Source organism: Acetobacteroides hydrogenigenes (genome assembly GCF_004340205.1).
GTDB classification, from domain to species: domain Bacteria; phylum Bacteroidota; class Bacteroidia; order Bacteroidales; family ZOR0009; genus Acetobacteroides; species Acetobacteroides hydrogenigenes.
In genome coordinates, this window is record NZ_SLWB01000003.1 from 22,172 (window position 1) to 38,073 (window position 15,902).

12 protein-coding genes are annotated in these 15,902 nt (G+C 48.2%); 2 read left to right on the forward strand and 10 right to left on the reverse strand.

Annotation, left to right across the window (positions count from 1 at the left end; genetic code table 11):
- Window position 1 precedes the first annotated feature (1 nt).
- From CLV25_RS04140 to CLV25_RS04170, 7 genes are all read right to left on the reverse strand, one after another.
- Window positions 2-1,012 (reverse strand): BtrH N-terminal domain-containing protein, encoded by a 1,011-nt coding sequence (locus CLV25_RS04140; protein WP_131838379.1) that lies wholly within the window; start codon window positions 1,010-1,012, stop codon window positions 2-4.
- On the reverse strand, window positions 1,013-1,411 hold the full coding sequence (locus CLV25_RS04145; protein WP_131838380.1) for a hypothetical protein: 399 nt from the start codon (window positions 1,409-1,411) through the stop codon (window positions 1,013-1,015).
- On the reverse strand, window positions 1,411-2,553 hold the full coding sequence (locus tag CLV25_RS04150) for a beta-ketoacyl-ACP synthase III (RefSeq protein WP_131838381.1): 1,143 nt from the start codon (window positions 2,551-2,553) through the stop codon (window positions 1,411-1,413). Before CLV25_RS04150 ends, CLV25_RS04145 begins: the two co-directional genes overlap by 1 nt.
- Entirely contained in the window at window positions 2,522-3,469 is a 948-nt protein-coding gene (locus tag CLV25_RS04155) for an NADPH-dependent FMN reductase family protein (protein ID WP_131838382.1), read from the reverse strand. The genes CLV25_RS04150 and CLV25_RS04155 overlap by 32 nt, the downstream gene beginning before the upstream one ends.
- A 29-nt stretch (window positions 3,470-3,498) precedes the next feature.
- Window positions 3,499-3,996 (reverse strand): hypothetical protein, encoded by a 498-nt coding sequence (locus tag CLV25_RS04160; RefSeq protein ID WP_131838383.1) that lies wholly within the window; start codon window positions 3,994-3,996, stop codon window positions 3,499-3,501.
- Window positions 3,997-4,199: 203 nt separating this feature from the next.
- The gene (locus CLV25_RS04165) at window positions 4,200-5,021 is read right to left on the reverse strand and encodes a phosphate ABC transporter substrate-binding protein (RefSeq protein ID WP_131838384.1); all 822 of its coding nucleotides are present in this window, start codon (window positions 5,019-5,021) and stop codon (window positions 4,200-4,202) included.
- Window positions 5,022-5,058: 37 nt separating this feature from the next.
- On the reverse strand, window positions 5,059-6,330 hold the full coding sequence (locus CLV25_RS04170) for a porin family protein (protein WP_131838385.1): 1,272 nt from the start codon (window positions 6,328-6,330) through the stop codon (window positions 5,059-5,061).
- Window positions 6,331-6,995: 665 nt separating this feature from the next.
- Between CLV25_RS04170 and CLV25_RS04175 the strand changes: the two genes are divergently transcribed.
- Window positions 6,996-8,915: a DUF4914 family protein gene (locus CLV25_RS04175; RefSeq protein ID WP_131838386.1), complete on the forward strand. Its 1,920-nt coding sequence runs from the start codon at window positions 6,996-6,998 to the stop codon at window positions 8,913-8,915.
- A 392-nt stretch (window positions 8,916-9,307) separates the two neighbouring features.
- On the opposite strand, the gene CLV25_RS04180 is transcribed toward CLV25_RS04175, so the two are convergent.
- The gene (locus tag CLV25_RS04180; protein WP_131838387.1) at window positions 9,308-11,245 is read right to left on the reverse strand and encodes an LTA synthase family protein; all 1,938 of its coding nucleotides are present in this window, start codon (window positions 11,243-11,245) and stop codon (window positions 9,308-9,310) included.
- 950 nt (window positions 11,246-12,195) lie between these two features.
- Here CLV25_RS04180 and CLV25_RS04185 point away from each other — a divergent pair.
- Window positions 12,196-12,951 carry a DUF6261 family protein gene (locus tag CLV25_RS04185; RefSeq protein WP_131838388.1) on the forward strand — a complete coding sequence of 252 codons (756 nt, stop codon included), beginning with the start codon at window positions 12,196-12,198 and terminating at the stop codon, window positions 12,949-12,951.
- Between the two features lie 145 nt (window positions 12,952-13,096).
- Here the strand turns inward: CLV25_RS04185 and surE are convergent, their stop codons facing one another.
- Together surE and CLV25_RS04195 are read right to left on the reverse strand one after the other, a co-directional pair.
- Window positions 13,097-13,900: a 5'/3'-nucleotidase SurE gene (gene surE / locus CLV25_RS04190; protein WP_207895585.1), complete on the reverse strand. Its 804-nt coding sequence runs from the start codon at window positions 13,898-13,900 to the stop codon at window positions 13,097-13,099.
- An 86-nt stretch (window positions 13,901-13,986) separates the two neighbouring features.
- A complete protein-coding gene (locus CLV25_RS04195) occupies window positions 13,987-15,834 on the reverse strand; it encodes an LTA synthase family protein (protein ID WP_131838389.1) in 1,848 nt (615 codons plus the stop codon).
- Between the last annotated feature and the right edge of the window lie 68 nt (window positions 15,835-15,902).

Genomic DNA, 15,902 nt, shown 5'->3' on the forward strand with positions numbered 1-15,902 from the left:
ATCAAAATTTAATTTTTGACAGCTTGGTGAATGCCATTTTCTCGGTTTCTGATATTTCTACAAGCATATCGGCGATTTTATCATATGCTTCCTGTCCTACAAGACGATTTTTGTAAACCCCAGCCATTTCTACAGCTGCCGCGCGCCAGAGGTCGCCTGCTCGGGTGAAGTCGTCAGACGAATGCATTAGCTTATCCATTTGAAGATGCTGGGCGGCCTGCTCTAAAAAAGCTGCATATATAAAGCGGAAACCGCCTCCACCTGTACCAATCTCTTCCTGCATTCGAATAATTTGTCCCATGTAAAGGGCTGCTCTACGGTCGCCAAGTTTAGTGGGCCACTTCCTGATCTGGTTTGCTGTGAACTTAATTCCCTTTACCCCAGCAATTCCTCCAGGTACGTAAAGCATGTCGCGGGTGTTGCGCTTAATTCCCTTTACAATTCCTTTGCGCAGCAGTTCTATGTTGGGCTTTGGGATATTTACGGGATAGTATACATGTCCTTTAGGTGCAAAGGCTCCTTTGGCAAACCTTACCCGCTGCAGTTCCTCTTCGGTAAGCGATGTTACCGTTTCCATTACAGGATCGCTGATGGAGTAGCTATCGCCATCCTTCCCGTAAACAATAAGGTTATGAGCGTTGAAGTGAAATCGGTATTCAACCGGGAAGTAGGTTAAGTTGAATACTCCAACTTGGCATCCTACAGGATTCCCAATCTCTATCTGGTTGTCAAGATATTGCTTTGCTTTCGCTGCATCGCTAAATTTTTTATGCTCAACCGGAATTCCCAGCGATTTGCAGGTTCTCTTAAAAATAGCGCCTGGCATGGTTCTAAAAGAAACAGCCGGACCGTTACTGATGCTGATAAACGGAATATGAATATAGAATAGTCCCGATCCTAAGCCGAAGGCCAACGGTTCGGTAATAAAGTCGTAGCCATGGAATCGGAGAAGGTTGGTTGTAACCCCATTCTCGCAATGTGCCGACTGTATATGCTTAAAGTCTATATTCATCTATCCTCTGAAATTTTTTAGTTCTTGCACGCTGATTTCAAATACATCAGCATAAATGGCCAGCTTCTTTTCGCTTAGTTTTTCGAATACGCTTGGCTTAAAGTGCCTGCGCACGGTAATCTTCCAAAAGCCGGTGTAGGCCGCAAGCAGCGCAATGTCCATTAACTTGCGTTGCATGAAGTAGTATACTGGGCTTTTAGTTCCTGCAACGACCTCCTTTCGGGCTTCCTCGGTAAGGCGATCAATCTCGGTCCATGCATTTTCGAGGGCTTCGGCTTTTATGCTCCACCCAGTACTAAGAGCCGTGTTGTAGCAGCCTTCGTCTTCTTTGGCATAACATACCTCTCGGGTAACGTTTGCGAGCGAACTCTTATCCTGTGGAACTTCCGACTTTTTCATTAAGCAACTGTAAGTAGACAGAAAACGTATGAGAATCGTGAACTTTCAGGTACGGCAAATAGTATCGTCTCTCCCTTTTTCAGTTTCCCACTATTGAATAGCTCTTCGCACATGATGTAAATAGAACCCGAACCAATATTCCCTTTTGTCCTTAGGTTGGTAAACCACTTTTCCTTAGGAATGGATATCCCATTTTCATCAAGTATTCTTGCAATTTTATCCTCAAAGAAGTAGCTCGAGATGTGAGGCAAGAAGTGGTTGATGTCATTTACATCAAAGTTTCTTTTGGCAAGTATATCCTTAAGCTTAGAAAATCCAAGCTTAACAATATATTCGCTGAGTAACTTTACATCTTGCTTAATGCTTAGCAGCGATTTGTCAAGTATATCGGAGGGATAGTGATCCATGTAGCTTTTAAGTGTGCCGTCTTCGTTTTTTTCGGCAGCCATGTACATGCACGATTCCATCGTATTTGCGTACGAGATGGCCTCAATCCACTCCACCTTTAGCGATATGCCGTTTTCGCTTTTTTTGTTTTCGAGGAGAAAAGCTCCGGCACCATCAGAGAGCATCCAACGAAGAAAATCTTTTTCGAAGGCAATGTATGGATCGTTGTTGAGCTGCTCAATTTTTTCAGCCTCAGCATCAAAGGTGTCGGCTTTAAGGAGACGTGATACGCGTTCCGATCCTGTACATACAGCCTTACTTTTGTCGCCAGAGAGCACCGATAGATATGCATACTTAAAGGCGTGCATACCCGAGCAGCAAACGCCCGATGGAGAAACAACTTCGATGCTGTTAGATTCGGGAAGGTACCCATGCACCATTACTGCATGCGAGGGCATCATCTGATCGGGAGTAGAAGTCCCACAGCAGAGCAGCTCTACCGATTTTATATTTTCAGGGCATTCTGTAAAAAGTTCCTTAACGGCCAATGCTACCATTTGAGCGTTGGTGTGGGTTGTTTGCCCTTCTTTGGTGAGGGCGTAGTAGCGTCCTTGTATTCCGTTATTCCTTAGTACGATTCTTCTTGATTTTGATGGCTTGCCGTTTATTAACCCTAGGTAGAGCTCCATCTCGTCGTTCTGAACCAGTTCGTTGGGAAGGAATTTAGCAACTTTGGTAATGTAAACTTCTTGCATTGTATACCTTTATTATTCCCTTTAAGTAAAATTGTCTCTTTTTATTTGCGGCTTTCATGCTAAGCGGATACAATAGCGTAAAGTAGAAAAATAGCACAATAGGGGCAACCATAAAAAGTGCCACTATCAAATAGTACTTAAACAGATTTACGTATAACTTCCGCTTTCGAGGAGTTGTTCCTCGTTTTGCAATTATATTAGCCCATATCCTGAAGAGCATTTTAGCTCTTTCTTCGATGAATATGATCGAAATAGGCAGCTTGATATTTTTAGTAGCGAGCGCTTTGTTTTGAAAATCATTGATTTGGTTCTTTTGTATGCATTCCAAAAGAATCTCTCCGTATTTTGATGCGCCTTGTATGTCTTCGTCGCTAATGCCGGGTTCTGGAAGGATTCCCAGGAACTTATCCTTTCGCCCGTTTAGCATCCAGTGCAGGATGGTTAGCGCGCTGATTAGGTTGCTTGTTCTATCGCCTAGAGGGATGTTTCCTACGAGTGTCCCGTTTGCTTTTTCGATATAGCCAATTACCGATTTCTGCGAGTTGATCCACATGTTACGCGCCCCTATGATGGTAACAACAGGCTTTCCTTTTACTATTGACTTAAATTCCTCGGAGTAAAAAAGGCTCGTAATAGGTAACGAAGGAGACAAGAACCACGGTTGGTAGCCAATAACTATTAGATCGTAATCTTTTTGAGGTAGATTTAACGGTTGCAGCGGTATGGGGTTTTCCAAAACGCAGTCGGGCATAACATCGAAAAATTCCTGTCCTGTCCAAGGGAAAGGATAGGGTTGTAGAGGCTCTAGTTTTACTCTGTCAACACGGCAATGGCTTGCCAGTGGACTCGTAAAATTGTCGATTATCGCATCGAGTTGCCCTGTTTGAGAGTAATTTATTGCTAATACGTTAAGCATTTTTAGTCTGTTATTTGTATTTAGCAAATCTAGTTTAAATCGGTGCTTTTTAGAAGGCGAGATTTTTGGACATAGCCTAAAATTGCCTTTTGAGTCTCTTGGTTTAGATCTTTAAACCCTTTAGCGAGCACCTTCTTATCCTGCTCTAAATTTTTGTTGTAGCCAAGTATTTTTGGAGCCTGCTCCTGAATTGTTATCCGAAGGAAACGGAACTCCGCGTTGTTGGGAGATGTCTCTATTTCCTTTTCGAGTAGCATTCTCCCCTTCTTGAAGAGATTTAGCTGCTCCTTTTTGTTGTTGAGAAGTCCCGACTTACGCATCAGTAAGGCTCCTAAAAAGGCCTTGCTTTCGGATGAACTCCCATTTTCTAGCTTAGATATGAAATTGTTAATGCCATCGATCGATGCTGAAGTGTATGCTGCATAGAAACCGGATCGGTCTATGCTAGAGTAACCAGCAGACGCTGATATTGCCCAAAGCAATACCGCTAGAAACAGTGCGTACGAGCGAAGATTAGGTAATTTCATTGATTGCTACTATGATGTAATCGCTTCTATTTTTTTCAAAAAAAGTGTTCAAAAGTATAAAAATTAATGAATAGTTTAGAGAATACTCTGCAAAAAGCAGCTGCATTGAATTTAAATTTTTCGCTCTTGGTAGATTGTCCGAAAATAAAATTCCCCACAAATGTCTCATCTGTGGGGAATTTGGGAATGTTGGAATGTTGGTATTACTTCTTAACAGGGATATAACCAACCTGTTTTACGATGGCTTGTCCCTTTGCTGAAAGGATAAACTTGACGAAAGGCCCAATTTGCTTATCCGAACTCTTTAGTGTGTAGAAGTAGAGTGGGCGAACAATTGGGTATGTTCCGTTGTGCGCATTGGCAAAGCTTGGCTGAACGTATTTCCCTTCTTCGAAGGCTACCGAAACGGCCTTCACCTTTTTTTCGAGATAAGCTAATCCTACATACCCGATAGCACCCTTTGTTTGGCTTACCGATTGAATAATAGCACCGGTAGCTGGCATACTAAGAACGTTGTTGGCAAAGTTCCTCTTTTGCATTACGTGATCTTTGAAAAATTCGTAGGTTCCCGAACTCGACTCGCGAGAGTAAACCACAATCTTAAGATCTGCGCCTCCAACTTGTTTCCAGTTGGTTATCTTTCCGGTAAAAATGTCCTCAAGTTGCTGGCGGGTTAGCTTCCCAACTTTGTTCGATGGGTTAACAATTACCGCAAGTGCATCCCACCCAATGGTTGTTTCGTTGTATGCCTTCTTAGTGGCATTTAACTTCATCTTTTCGTCCATTTTTAGCGAACGAGAGGCCATTGCGATATCGGTAGAACCACTAAGTAGTGCGGCAATTCCTACACCAGATCCGCCACCGGTTACCGATATGCTGGTTCCCTTATTGGTTTTCATAAAAGTTTCTGCTTCTTTTTGAACTAGTGGAAGACATGTGTCGCTGCCTTTTACCACTACCTTTTGGCTAAAGCCAACCTGCGAAATCAGAAGGATTCCTGCTAAAACTGAAAGTGTCTTCTTCATATTTTTGTGTTTTAAAAAGTTTTACTCTTTTATTTCGTTAGAACTTGTACTGTATGCGAAGCGTAAATAGATTGTTGTTGAGACCTGCTGCCGAGAATTTGCCGTTGCTGGTTTTCTCGTAGCGGTTAAAGTCGTACTGCGCAGTAAAGCGTAGGTTCTTGTTTGGCTCGTAGAAGGTGCCCAAACTTGTTGTGGTAAGCTTTAGATCGGTAGCGTTGGTGGCGGTTAGACCTGTTGCTGAAAGTCCAACTTCGTTACCCTTTACCTTGGTATTGGGGTCGTACCAGTCGTAGCGGCCGTATACCGAGAACTTGTGGATTTGCTGGATTAGCGTTACGTAGCTTCCGGCAAACTCGCGGAGAAACGACGCTGTGGTGGGTAATGCTCCATAGTCGGGGCTCTTGCTACTTTTTGACGTTCCTGGCTGCTTGCCAAAGATGTACTCCGATACCAGCTGGGTTTTGCCTATTGGGGTTTTTACCGAAAGTTGCGCATCGAACCCTACGTACTGGCGCTTAAGGCTTGCGCCTACCTCGTCGATAGTTCCCGTATAGGCGCTGATACCGCTTGCGTTGTCCATTTTGTAGACCGTTGTGGTTGGGTTGTAAACGCGTCCGGAGTACAGCGATGCTCCTAGGTTGATGTAAACGTTGCTGCTCGAAAGCCCGCTGTAGGAAATTTTCCCAATAAAGTCTTTAAACTTATCGACATCGGCATATATGCCGTTTCCGTTAAAGAAGCTACCCTTTACGGTAAGCCCTTTTAGAGCCGATTGCCCATCGGCCTTGTAGGTAAGCATTGCGCCTACTTCCTGCTCGCCGGGGAATAGGGTTTGGAACATCATTGGGCGTTCTACAACCTCCATCGACGACGAGGAGTACTCTATGGCGTATCCAAAGGGGCGCTCGAAAATACCACCCGTGAGCGAAAGCGATTGGGCGAATGGAGCAGTCAGGTTGAGGTAGGCATTCCTTACGCTAATGCCTTTTTCGGTGGCATCGAGAAGTAACACGGCCGAGCCAAAGCTCATGTCGTAGCCAAACTTTATGCGGGCGCGGCGTACCGATATACGGTTGTCTACCTCGTTGGCAAAATTTCCTCCGTTAAAGGTCTTGGCTCCTAAGGTGTCGGCATACTGGTACTGAGCCTGAATGTAGCCGCTTACCTTAAGGTTGGAGAGCGCGCTGGTTTGCTTCTTGAGCAGGGCAACCTCTTTGGACAGAGAATCTAGCTTGCTGGTTTGTGCGAGTGCGGATTCGCCAATCGCTGCAATTCCAAGTATAAGTACTAGTGACTTCAATCGTAACATCGTCTTGTTCGGTTTGAGTTATTTTTCTAAGTGCAAATAAAGGGTAATCCTATTAACTTGAATTGAATGCTGGATTAAGTATTAGCTAAGTATTCCATCGTCTAAAGGAACTGTATATTATTGTTGGTAACATTAAGTTAACAGATGGTATAGTATAATGTTTTGATGTTGCATTTTGAAGTCGGCTTGTCTTTATGTATCGGGACGCGCGCATTGGACTTGGTATAGCGGAAGCATACCGTTGGTTGCTGGAGGTGCTTATTCTTAATGTCAAAAAACGAACGGTAAATGTTGTTAAGGTGCTTTTTTGTTGCTCACAGCTGTACGGTTCGTTTAACGATCAAAACAGATGTTGTTGAGCATCGTCTATTTCAACTTGTTTGTAGGCTGCCCTTTTTGATGATTTCTTGTGTCAAGTAATTAGCTGTTGGTCGGTGTCCTGTGTGGACTAGTATTGTTGGTAATTCCTTATTTTGATACTTTCGGAATCACAAATTTGGAGTATTAGGCCTGTCCCTAAATTAGGCTTTAAGTAGACATGAGGAGAGCAAAATGTTGTGTCGTAGCAAGCTAATTACAGAAATGCTAGTGGAGATCACGAAGGGGAATGTTGCCGGTACTGTATAGAGTTTTCTACAACAGTGTTTGAATTAAATCAAGATAGGATGAATAATCTTTTAGAAACTTTAGCAGCAAAGGGAGTAAAGCTTTCGGCGAGCCTCATCGATGTTCTAAGTGGCTGTAAAAAGGTAACGGTGTTCAACTCCATCGAGGAATTGGCCGCCGCTTCTACCTGTGGTCTCGAGAACGATCTCTTTGAGGTGAAGTATGACATTCCTGGAAAGGGATTGTACACCGAGGCGGTAGTAAACCGTGTTACCAACGGTATCTCCGTCAACTATACCGAAGCTTACATGCGTCGTCGAGATCCTAATACCATGGTTATTGCCGACGATAAGCCAACCGATAAAGTTCGTTTTAAGGATAAGTATGGCTACGATTTCTCGGTACTTCGCAAGGAAACCGAAGATTGGCTAAAGGAGCAGGAGCTTGCCGTATTCTTCTATTTTGCAGGAAGCCACGACTTGGGTGCAGGCGGTATGGCCGTTTGCCCTGCCAATGCGGCATTCTTTGCAATGGGCTTAGGAATGCTTCAGCAGCTAATCCCTATCGAAAAGGTTGATGCCTCGTTTAGCTTCGACTCCGTTATATACGTAGCGCCACCTTTCCGTCACACCCATTTCGAAGGTAAGCAGGTGGTGGTGCATAACCGTACCGAAGATCTTCACGAATTATTCTCGTTTAATCTTTATCCTGGGCCAAGCGCCAAAAAGGGGCTGTATAGCGTTCTTCTCGACAAGGGCGAAAAGGAGAGCTGGATTACCAACCACTGCTCCACGGTACAGGCCATTAGCCCTTACGATAACGTTACCATTTTTATGCACGAAGGTGCCAGCGGTGGCGGTAAGAGCGAAATGCACCAGCACATCTTACGCGAGCCCGACGGCCAAATCCTAATAGGTGAAAACCTGATTACCGGCGAAAAGCGTAGAATTACCATTCCGATGTTCTGCGAATTCCGCCCCGTAACCGACGATATGGCCATTTGCCACCCATCGCTCGACAAGGGAAATGGAAAGCTTACCTTGATTGATGCCGAAAATGCGTGGTTCATCCGTGTGGATAGCATTAAGGAGTATGGCGACGATCCATTCCTCGAAAAGCTGACCATTAAGCCTAAGAGCCCGCTTCTTTTCTTTAATGTTGAAACCAAGCCGGGGTGTACCGCTCTAGTTTGGGATCATATAGAGGATGAGCCCGGCAAGCGCTGCCCCAATCCACGTGTGGTAGTTCCTCGCGAGCTGGTTCCTAACACCGTTGATAAGCCGGTGAGCATCGACGTACGTAGCTTTGGCGTTCGCACTCCTCCATGTACGGCCGAGGCGCCCTCGTACGGTATCATTGGTATGTTCCATATCCTTCCTCCTGCGCTGGCATGGATTTGGCGCTTGGTGGCCCCACGCGGCTTTGCCAACCCAAGCATCTCGAGCGCGAGCACAACGGCAATGGAGGCCGAGGGTGTTGGCTCGTACTGGCCATTTGCTACCGGAACCATGGTGCATCACGCCAACATGCTGCTCGACCAGATCGTAAAAACGCCAAACGTAGAGTACACGTTGGCGCCAAACCAGCACATTGGTGCTTGGAAGGTGGGCTTTAAGCCACAGCTCTTCATGCGCGAGTACCTTACCCGCAGGGGTAACGTTAGCTTGCGTAGCGACCAGTACCAGCCAGCCCGTTGTTCGTTGCTTGGCTACGAGCTTAACTACCTTACCATCGAAGGCTCTAAGATTCCTTCTCGCTTCTTGAAGGTGTACAAGCAGCCCGAAATTGGCTTCGAAGGATACGATGAGGGCAGCCAAATTCTTCAGGAGTTCTTTGCAAGGGAGCTCAAGAGGTATTTGACGCCTGAGCTGGCTCCTCTTGGACGCCGAATTATTGAGGCATTCCTTGCTGGGGCTAGCGTTGACGATTACAACGCCCTTCTTCCAATGATCAACAATAATCCGATTACTCAGCCCTAGAGGTGGCGATTGGGTATAGTCGTAAATAGTATAGGGTGGATGTCCATTTGTTGGATATCCACCTTTTTTATTCCTGTAGCTTTACGTTAGAAGAGAATATACCAGAGCTAGCGTAGGGGTCTGCCTCATAGCCGTCAGGCTAAGAGTTGTAAGCACTATGTTTTAGAAAGGAAAGGACAGATGTTAAGCGCCGTCGCATGATTGAAGCTGCTTATTCCCTCCCAAGGAGGGGATAACGTGCTGCTTTTGGGCGTTTATTCTTTAGATTTTGGCTTAGCCTGACGGCTATGCGCGAGTACGCTCCGCTTAGCTGGAGGTATCCCCCGCATCATAAAAAAAGCGCAGCCCCTTCGGACTACGCTTTCCGTTCTCTTCTGCCTAACCGCGATTGCCTACTTCGCCACCAGGTCGTTTGCAATCATTCGGTTGTTGTACTGCTGCAGTACGGCCTTCATCTTGGTTTCGTACTTGGCGATATCGGCCTTGCCCAGGAGGTTGTTCTTGAGCGCAGGGTCTTTCTTGTAGTCGAACACCTGCGTTATCTTTTTTCCATCGAAGTAGATCACCATATTGTCCATCATAAACTGGTAGGCGTCGCCGATGTAGTTGATCACGAAGGTGTCGTTCTTCTTCTCCAGGAGGTTGGTGCCGAACGATACGAAGGGCTTGCTGTAGCCCAGGTGGCTCAGCAGCGTTGGCATGATGTCTACCTGCTGGGCTAGGCGGTTGTCGACGCCCTTTAGCGAGCCATCGGGGGTGTAGAATATCAGCGGAACCGCAAAGGCGTTGATGTTGGTCTTGTACTCGGCGTGCACGGGCGATACGCTGTGGTCGGCCGTAATCACGAATACCGTATTCTTAAACCAGGGCTGATTCTTTATGCTGTTGAAGAATAGGCGCAGCGCGTTGTCGGTGTAGCCCACGCACTGGTGCAGCGGAAGCGTTCCCTTGGGGAATGCCCCCTCGTACTTGGCGGGTACCTTAAAGGGGTGGTGCGACGAGGCCGAGAAGAGCGCCGTAAAGAAGGGCTTCTTCATCTGCCCCATTTGGGCGCCCCAGTACTTCATAAAGGGCTCGTCCCAGATGGCCCACATGCCGTCGAACTCGGCGTCGTTGTTGAACTCGGTCTTGCCGTAGTACTTCTGGAACCCGGCCAGCTTGCTGAAGGCCAAAAAGCCCATCGAGCCGTTGGGCGCTCCGTGGAAGAACGAGGTCTCGTAGCCCTCGCCGTCCAGCAGGCTGGCAATGGAGTTAACGCGGTTGGTGGAGTACTCCGATATCACGTAGGGCTGCACCAGCGCGGGCAGCGAGGCCAGCACCGAGGGCATGGCGTCAATCGACTTGCGCCCGTTGGCGTAGGCGTTGGGGAACACCAGGCTCTGCTGGGCCAGCGAGTCGAGGAAGGGAGTGTAGCCCTTGTACGTTCCTCCATCCAGCGTTTTGTTGAAGGCGCCGAAGTGCTCGCGGGCAAAGCTCTCGAGGATGATCACCACCACGTTCTTCTTCTGGGCAGGGGCGGGCAGGTCGTACTTCATCACCGGGTTAAAGCCCTCGGCCAGCTCCTTTTCCGAGGCAAAGAAGTCCATCTTGGTGAACGACTTGTTGCCGAAGGTGCGGATAAAGCAGAAAGGGGTGTTCACCACCAGGTACACCTGCTCGGCCGACTTCACGTACTCGCCCGCGTTGCTGATGGTGATGGGCCGCGTGCTGTGCTTAAAGTCGCCGCGGATGCCGGCAACGGTAAAGGCGCTAAACACGAGCAGCATCACCAGGGCAAAGGGGTAGGCGTAGTACCACTTGCCGATGGGCGTTGGCTGCGGTTTGGGCTTGCGGGTGAGGTACACCAGCGCCGCCACCAGGGCCGCAAAGATCAGGTACACGTACCAGTAGTCCACCATAAAGCGCAGCGATAGCGACACCATGTTGTCCTCGTTCTTGAGGATGTCGTACACGCTGGCGGTGGTGCGCTTCAGTATAAAGGGGTAGTACTTAAAGTCGAGGGCGTTGAGGGCCAGCCCCAGCGAGTTGACGATGATAAACCACCAGCGCAGGAACTTCTGGTAGCCGCTGCGGTACTTCCAGGGGTGCGGAAGGATGTACAGCAGCATGTAAACCGCGTTGAGGTAGAGCAGCCCCGCAATGTCGAACTTAACGCCGCCGCGCATGATGGTCATCAGGTCGGCGAAGCTTACGTTGGGGAACAGCGACAGGTTAAAGCCGTAGAATAGCAGCCTGCAAATGGCGTACAGGACTAGCAGAACGCCAAACTGGTAGAGGAGCACCACGTACTCGTTCTCCAGCCAGCTCTTATTGAACCAGTTCTTCTTCATCAATTTTGAATATCGTTACTGGGGGGCAAATTTATAATTAATTCGTTGGAATGAAGTGCTAAACAATGCTTGCAACAGCTTCCGAAGCCAAATCGGCTACACGAATGGGCGGAAGGAGGGAACCGGTGATCGCTTTTTTAAAAAGCATCGATCATAATGGAGGTAGACGTAAAGGAATCAGCAAGCCGTAGCACAAAGTGTATCCCCCTTTGGAGGGGGGAAGGGGGGAGGAAAATAGACATCAGAGGTAAATGCTTGATGCCAATAAGGGCTATACACTTCTATAAAATCCACCCCCTAACCCCCGCCAGCGGGGGATATCCTTCGGAATAGAGTAGTGTAAATCTTAAAGGTAAAATCTCTGGCTGTGGAAGCACAAAACGGGGCTCAAACATCCACCCACAGGCTGTGGGAGCACAAAACGGGTCTCGAACGTTTACCCACAGACTGTGGGAGCACAATACGGGTCTCGAACGTTTACCCACAAGCTGTGGGAGCGCAAAATGGGTTTCAAACGTCCATCCACACGCTGTGGGAGCACAAAATGGGTTTCAAACGTCCATCCACAGGCTGTGGGAGCACAAAATGGGTTTCAAACGTCCATCCACAAGCTGTGGGAGCGCAAAATGTTTTTCAAACGTCCATCCACAGGCTGTGGGTTCACAAAATGGGTTTCAAGCATCCATCCACAGGCGGTGGGTTCACAAAATGGATCGTAAACGTACATTTGGCAGGGCTTATTTCCTTTTACCTTAAAAGATTGGGATAGGTGAAGCCGATGGCGTGCATCTAGCTGGTCCAATAGCGCTGCCAAAAGGGTGGCAGCGCTTAGCAGGTATGCCAAAAGGCGAAAAATTATAGCAAAAATTTAAAAAATTAACAGAATATAGCGATGGATTAACAGAACTTTTATAAGTTTATGGGCGAAACGCTCAAAAGTATTCTTTTAGATGAAAACAAAATCGATTCATTTAAGTAACCTTAGGGTTGTAGAGCTGCTAACCTTTCTGGAGCGCATTCTTCCGGTGCTCAACCAAAATGCTGCACTCAACGCCAAGCTAAAGCAAAAGGTCGACGAGCTGGTAAGGGCAACCCAGGAGCTCGCTGCGGCGCAGAGCCAGGGCTCGTTCGAGAACGAAACCAAGGCGGTAAAGCAGGCAGCCAAGAGGCTTAACGAAAGCATCAAGCTTTTCGTCAAGTTTGTAGATGCCTTTACCCACAGCGATAGTGCGGCAACCAAGGAGCAGGCCACCCTTATTCTCTCGGCCGTTAGGCGCGAGATGCCAACCCTTACCGGTGGAGTGCAAAAGGCGCAGCCGGGTGTTGTTGATGGGCTAAACCAGCTCTTTACCACCAACAGCCGCTATGCCGACTCGCTCGTAGCGCTTGGCGCCAAGCCGTTTTGGACCAAGGTGATGGACGAAAAGAGCAGCTTCGAAGGGGTGTACAGCAACCGTACCGCCGTTAAGGCCAGCGAAGAGGATGCCGAGTCGGCCTACGAGATCAGCAAAACGGTTCGACCTCAGGTAAAGGCCCTTCTCGAATTCCTCGACGATCTTTACAGCGTAGAGGAGAAGCCCGAATACGCCGATATGATTGGTAAGATTAACGTGGAGATCGATGCCGTAATGGCCGTAATCCACACCCGCGAAACGCTTGCCGAAAAGGCCAAAAAGGAAAAAGAGCAGAACCGTTCACAAGAATAGTTCAATCATTTGTTATTATTAGTTTGTTAATTTCAAAGCCCCTCTTCCGCGACGGAACGGGGGTTTTTTTGTGGCCCGAGGGTCGTGGGCGGTAGCCCCTTCACCGCAGGCGTTGGTTCTGCCCTTTTGCCTTATGGTATAGCGTTTACTCCTTTTTAGCAAGCTCCTCGTCGAACCGCCATTCCTGCTTCATCTGGTTGAGGAATGCGTGGTTGGTCCAGTCTACGTAAACCGGAACCACCGCCACGTAGCCGTTGGCAAGAGCCCATTCGTCGGTATCGGTAGCGCCCGGCTCGTCGTTCTGGAAGAATCCGGTAAGCCAGTAGTAGCTTTTTCCCTGCGGATCGGTGCGCTTCTCGTACTCCTCGCTCCACTTTCCGTGGGTAACGCGGCAGTGGGCGTACCCCTTAATCTTCTCGGATGGTATATTGGGGATGTTTACGTTGAGCAGGGTGAAGTGGGGCAGCCCTTTCGCGAGCACCTTTTTGATGATGGGGGCAAACCAGCGCTTGGCGGCGGTAAAATCGGCGTTGGCCGAGTGGTCGAGCAGCGAGAAGCCAATGGATGGAATCCCGTAGAGCGTCCCCTCCACGGCAGCGCCTATGGTTCCCGAGTAGATTACGGCCACCGACGAGTTGGAGCCATGGTTAATTCCCGAAATCACCAGGTCGGGCTTTCGGTTGAGCACCTCGTACATCGCTATTTTGATGCAATCGGCAGGGGTGCCGCTTACGGCGTACCACGATACGTTTTCCTCCTCCCTAACATGGCGAAGGCGAACGGGGATGGCCGATGTTATGGCGTGCGACATTCCCGATTGTCCCTGCTCGGGCGCCACTACCACCACGCGACCAAGCTGCTTGGCCACCTCAACCAGTGCGGCAATCCCTTTGGCGTTAATGCCATCGTCGTTCGATACTAAAATAAGCGGACGTTGTATTTCTGTCATAGCTGTTCGTTTCCTTTAAATTTTCAAACATCCATCAGGGGGCATTGTTGCTGCCTAATGGCTAAAAGATGTAAACCAAGTGCGGCCTAAAGGCCTACAAAATGGTGGTTGTATACCTGAAAAAGCGCCTTTCCCTTCTTTTTTACCTCGTCGGTAGGGTTAATCTCCTGCGAGTAAACGTTTCCAACGTTGTCGTAAACCACCACCGAGCTTCCCTCGGCATAGCCAAACCCGTTGTTGAAGGTAAACATGCTCCAATCCTTAAAATTCTTATCCAGCAGGTTGCGCGAGAAGGTGTAGCGCTTGCTATCCATCTTCAGCTGCGCAAGAAGCGTTGCGGCAAGGTCGTGCTGAACGCCAAGCTTGTCGATTTTAGCGCCCTTAACCTTTAGCGCGCCACCAATCCATAGCATCGGAATTCGGTTGCGCTTCTCGTCGAACATCTTTAAGCTGCTGGGGCAGCTTCTGCCGTGGTCGGCAACAATAACGATAAGCGTGTTGTTCCACCAGCTGCTCTTCTTTGCCTTACGGATGAACTCTCCCAGGCATTTGTCGGTGTAGTGGGCCGAATTCTTGAACTTCGAGTCGTCATCGTTCCCGGGTATTACCGTCTTCATGGGCACATCGAAGGGCTCGTGGCTGCTCGAGGTAAAGAAGGTGTAGAAGAAGGGGCCTTGCTCGCGCTTTAGGTCGTTAAAAAGCCTGTCGAACACGTATCCATCCTGTGCTCCCCACTTCGACTGCAGCTGATCGGCCGAAAAGTCGTCCTGGGTAACGTAGCGGTCGTACGCCGACGATATGAGGTAGGTGCGCATGTTGGCAAACCCGATGTCTCCGCCGTAGTAGTAGGCCGTGCTGTAGCCGTTAGCCTTAAAGTCTTTTGCCAGAACCGGTAGCTTAAGCACCTTGGCGTTATGCTTTATGATGGAGGTGGTGGTTTGCGCGGGATAGCCGCTCAGAACCGATACCAGCCCTTTTTCCGAGCGCTGCCCATCGTTGTAGATACGCGTAAACAGCACGCCTTCGCGCATTAGGCTATCCAAGTTGGGCGTAACCCCTTTTTCCTCGCCAAGCGTTTCGGTGATGTTGCTTACAAAGCTTTCCATTATTAGCACAATAACGTTAGGCTTAGGCGTGTTAAGGATGTAGCTGGTTTCTCCCGATTGCTTGTACATCTCTGCAACAATTGCTTCAGCCTCCTTGGAGTCCATAAAGCGGTACTCTTTGTCGGTATCCTTTAGCTTATTAAGCGAGTAGAAAACATTCCAAGCCACGTTAACGGTTGCCTGATTGGTGTAGGCATCCTTCGAGAAGTATGCCTTACCCGGATTCATGGGCGATATGCCAAAACCTCCACGGATAGGTATTATGTTTAGGGATATCAGAAGTATGCTCCACCAAGGAAGGCGAGCGTCAACGGTTGTCCTTTTATTAACGAACTTTCGGTAGATAAACCACCACGCTAGTCCGTAACCAACCATGAGCAGCGGAATCAGAATAAGCTGAGCTAGGTTTAGCGATGCAGCTGCTTCGCCGGGCGTTTTGAGGTAGAGGAGCGGGGTGGCATCCATTCTGAAACCCCAGTAGCCAAAAAGAACGGCATCCGAGATTACCACTACCGAAAGCAGAACTATAAATATCAGGTTAACCCCAGCTACAACACCCTTTGCTAGCTGGGGGCGTATCCAGCTGATGACTACGAAAAACAGCCCGCATAGTAGCGCGAGGTACCCAATCATGGAAAGGTCCATGTGCAAGCCATGAATAAGCATGCCAGGGTAGTCGGCGGCAGCAATACTTTTGGTATCCCTAAAGTTTACCGCCATAAACAAAAGACGAGAAGTGAAAAAGAATGCTGCCCAAAAAAGTAGGTAGCCAAAATATTCGCGAAATAGGTACTTCAGCGCAGCCAGATGACCTCCCTTATAGCTCATTGTCGGAATTTAGGATGGTGATATTTCTTCAAAATGCCTTGTAAGACGTGCAAAACTATTAATTTAAA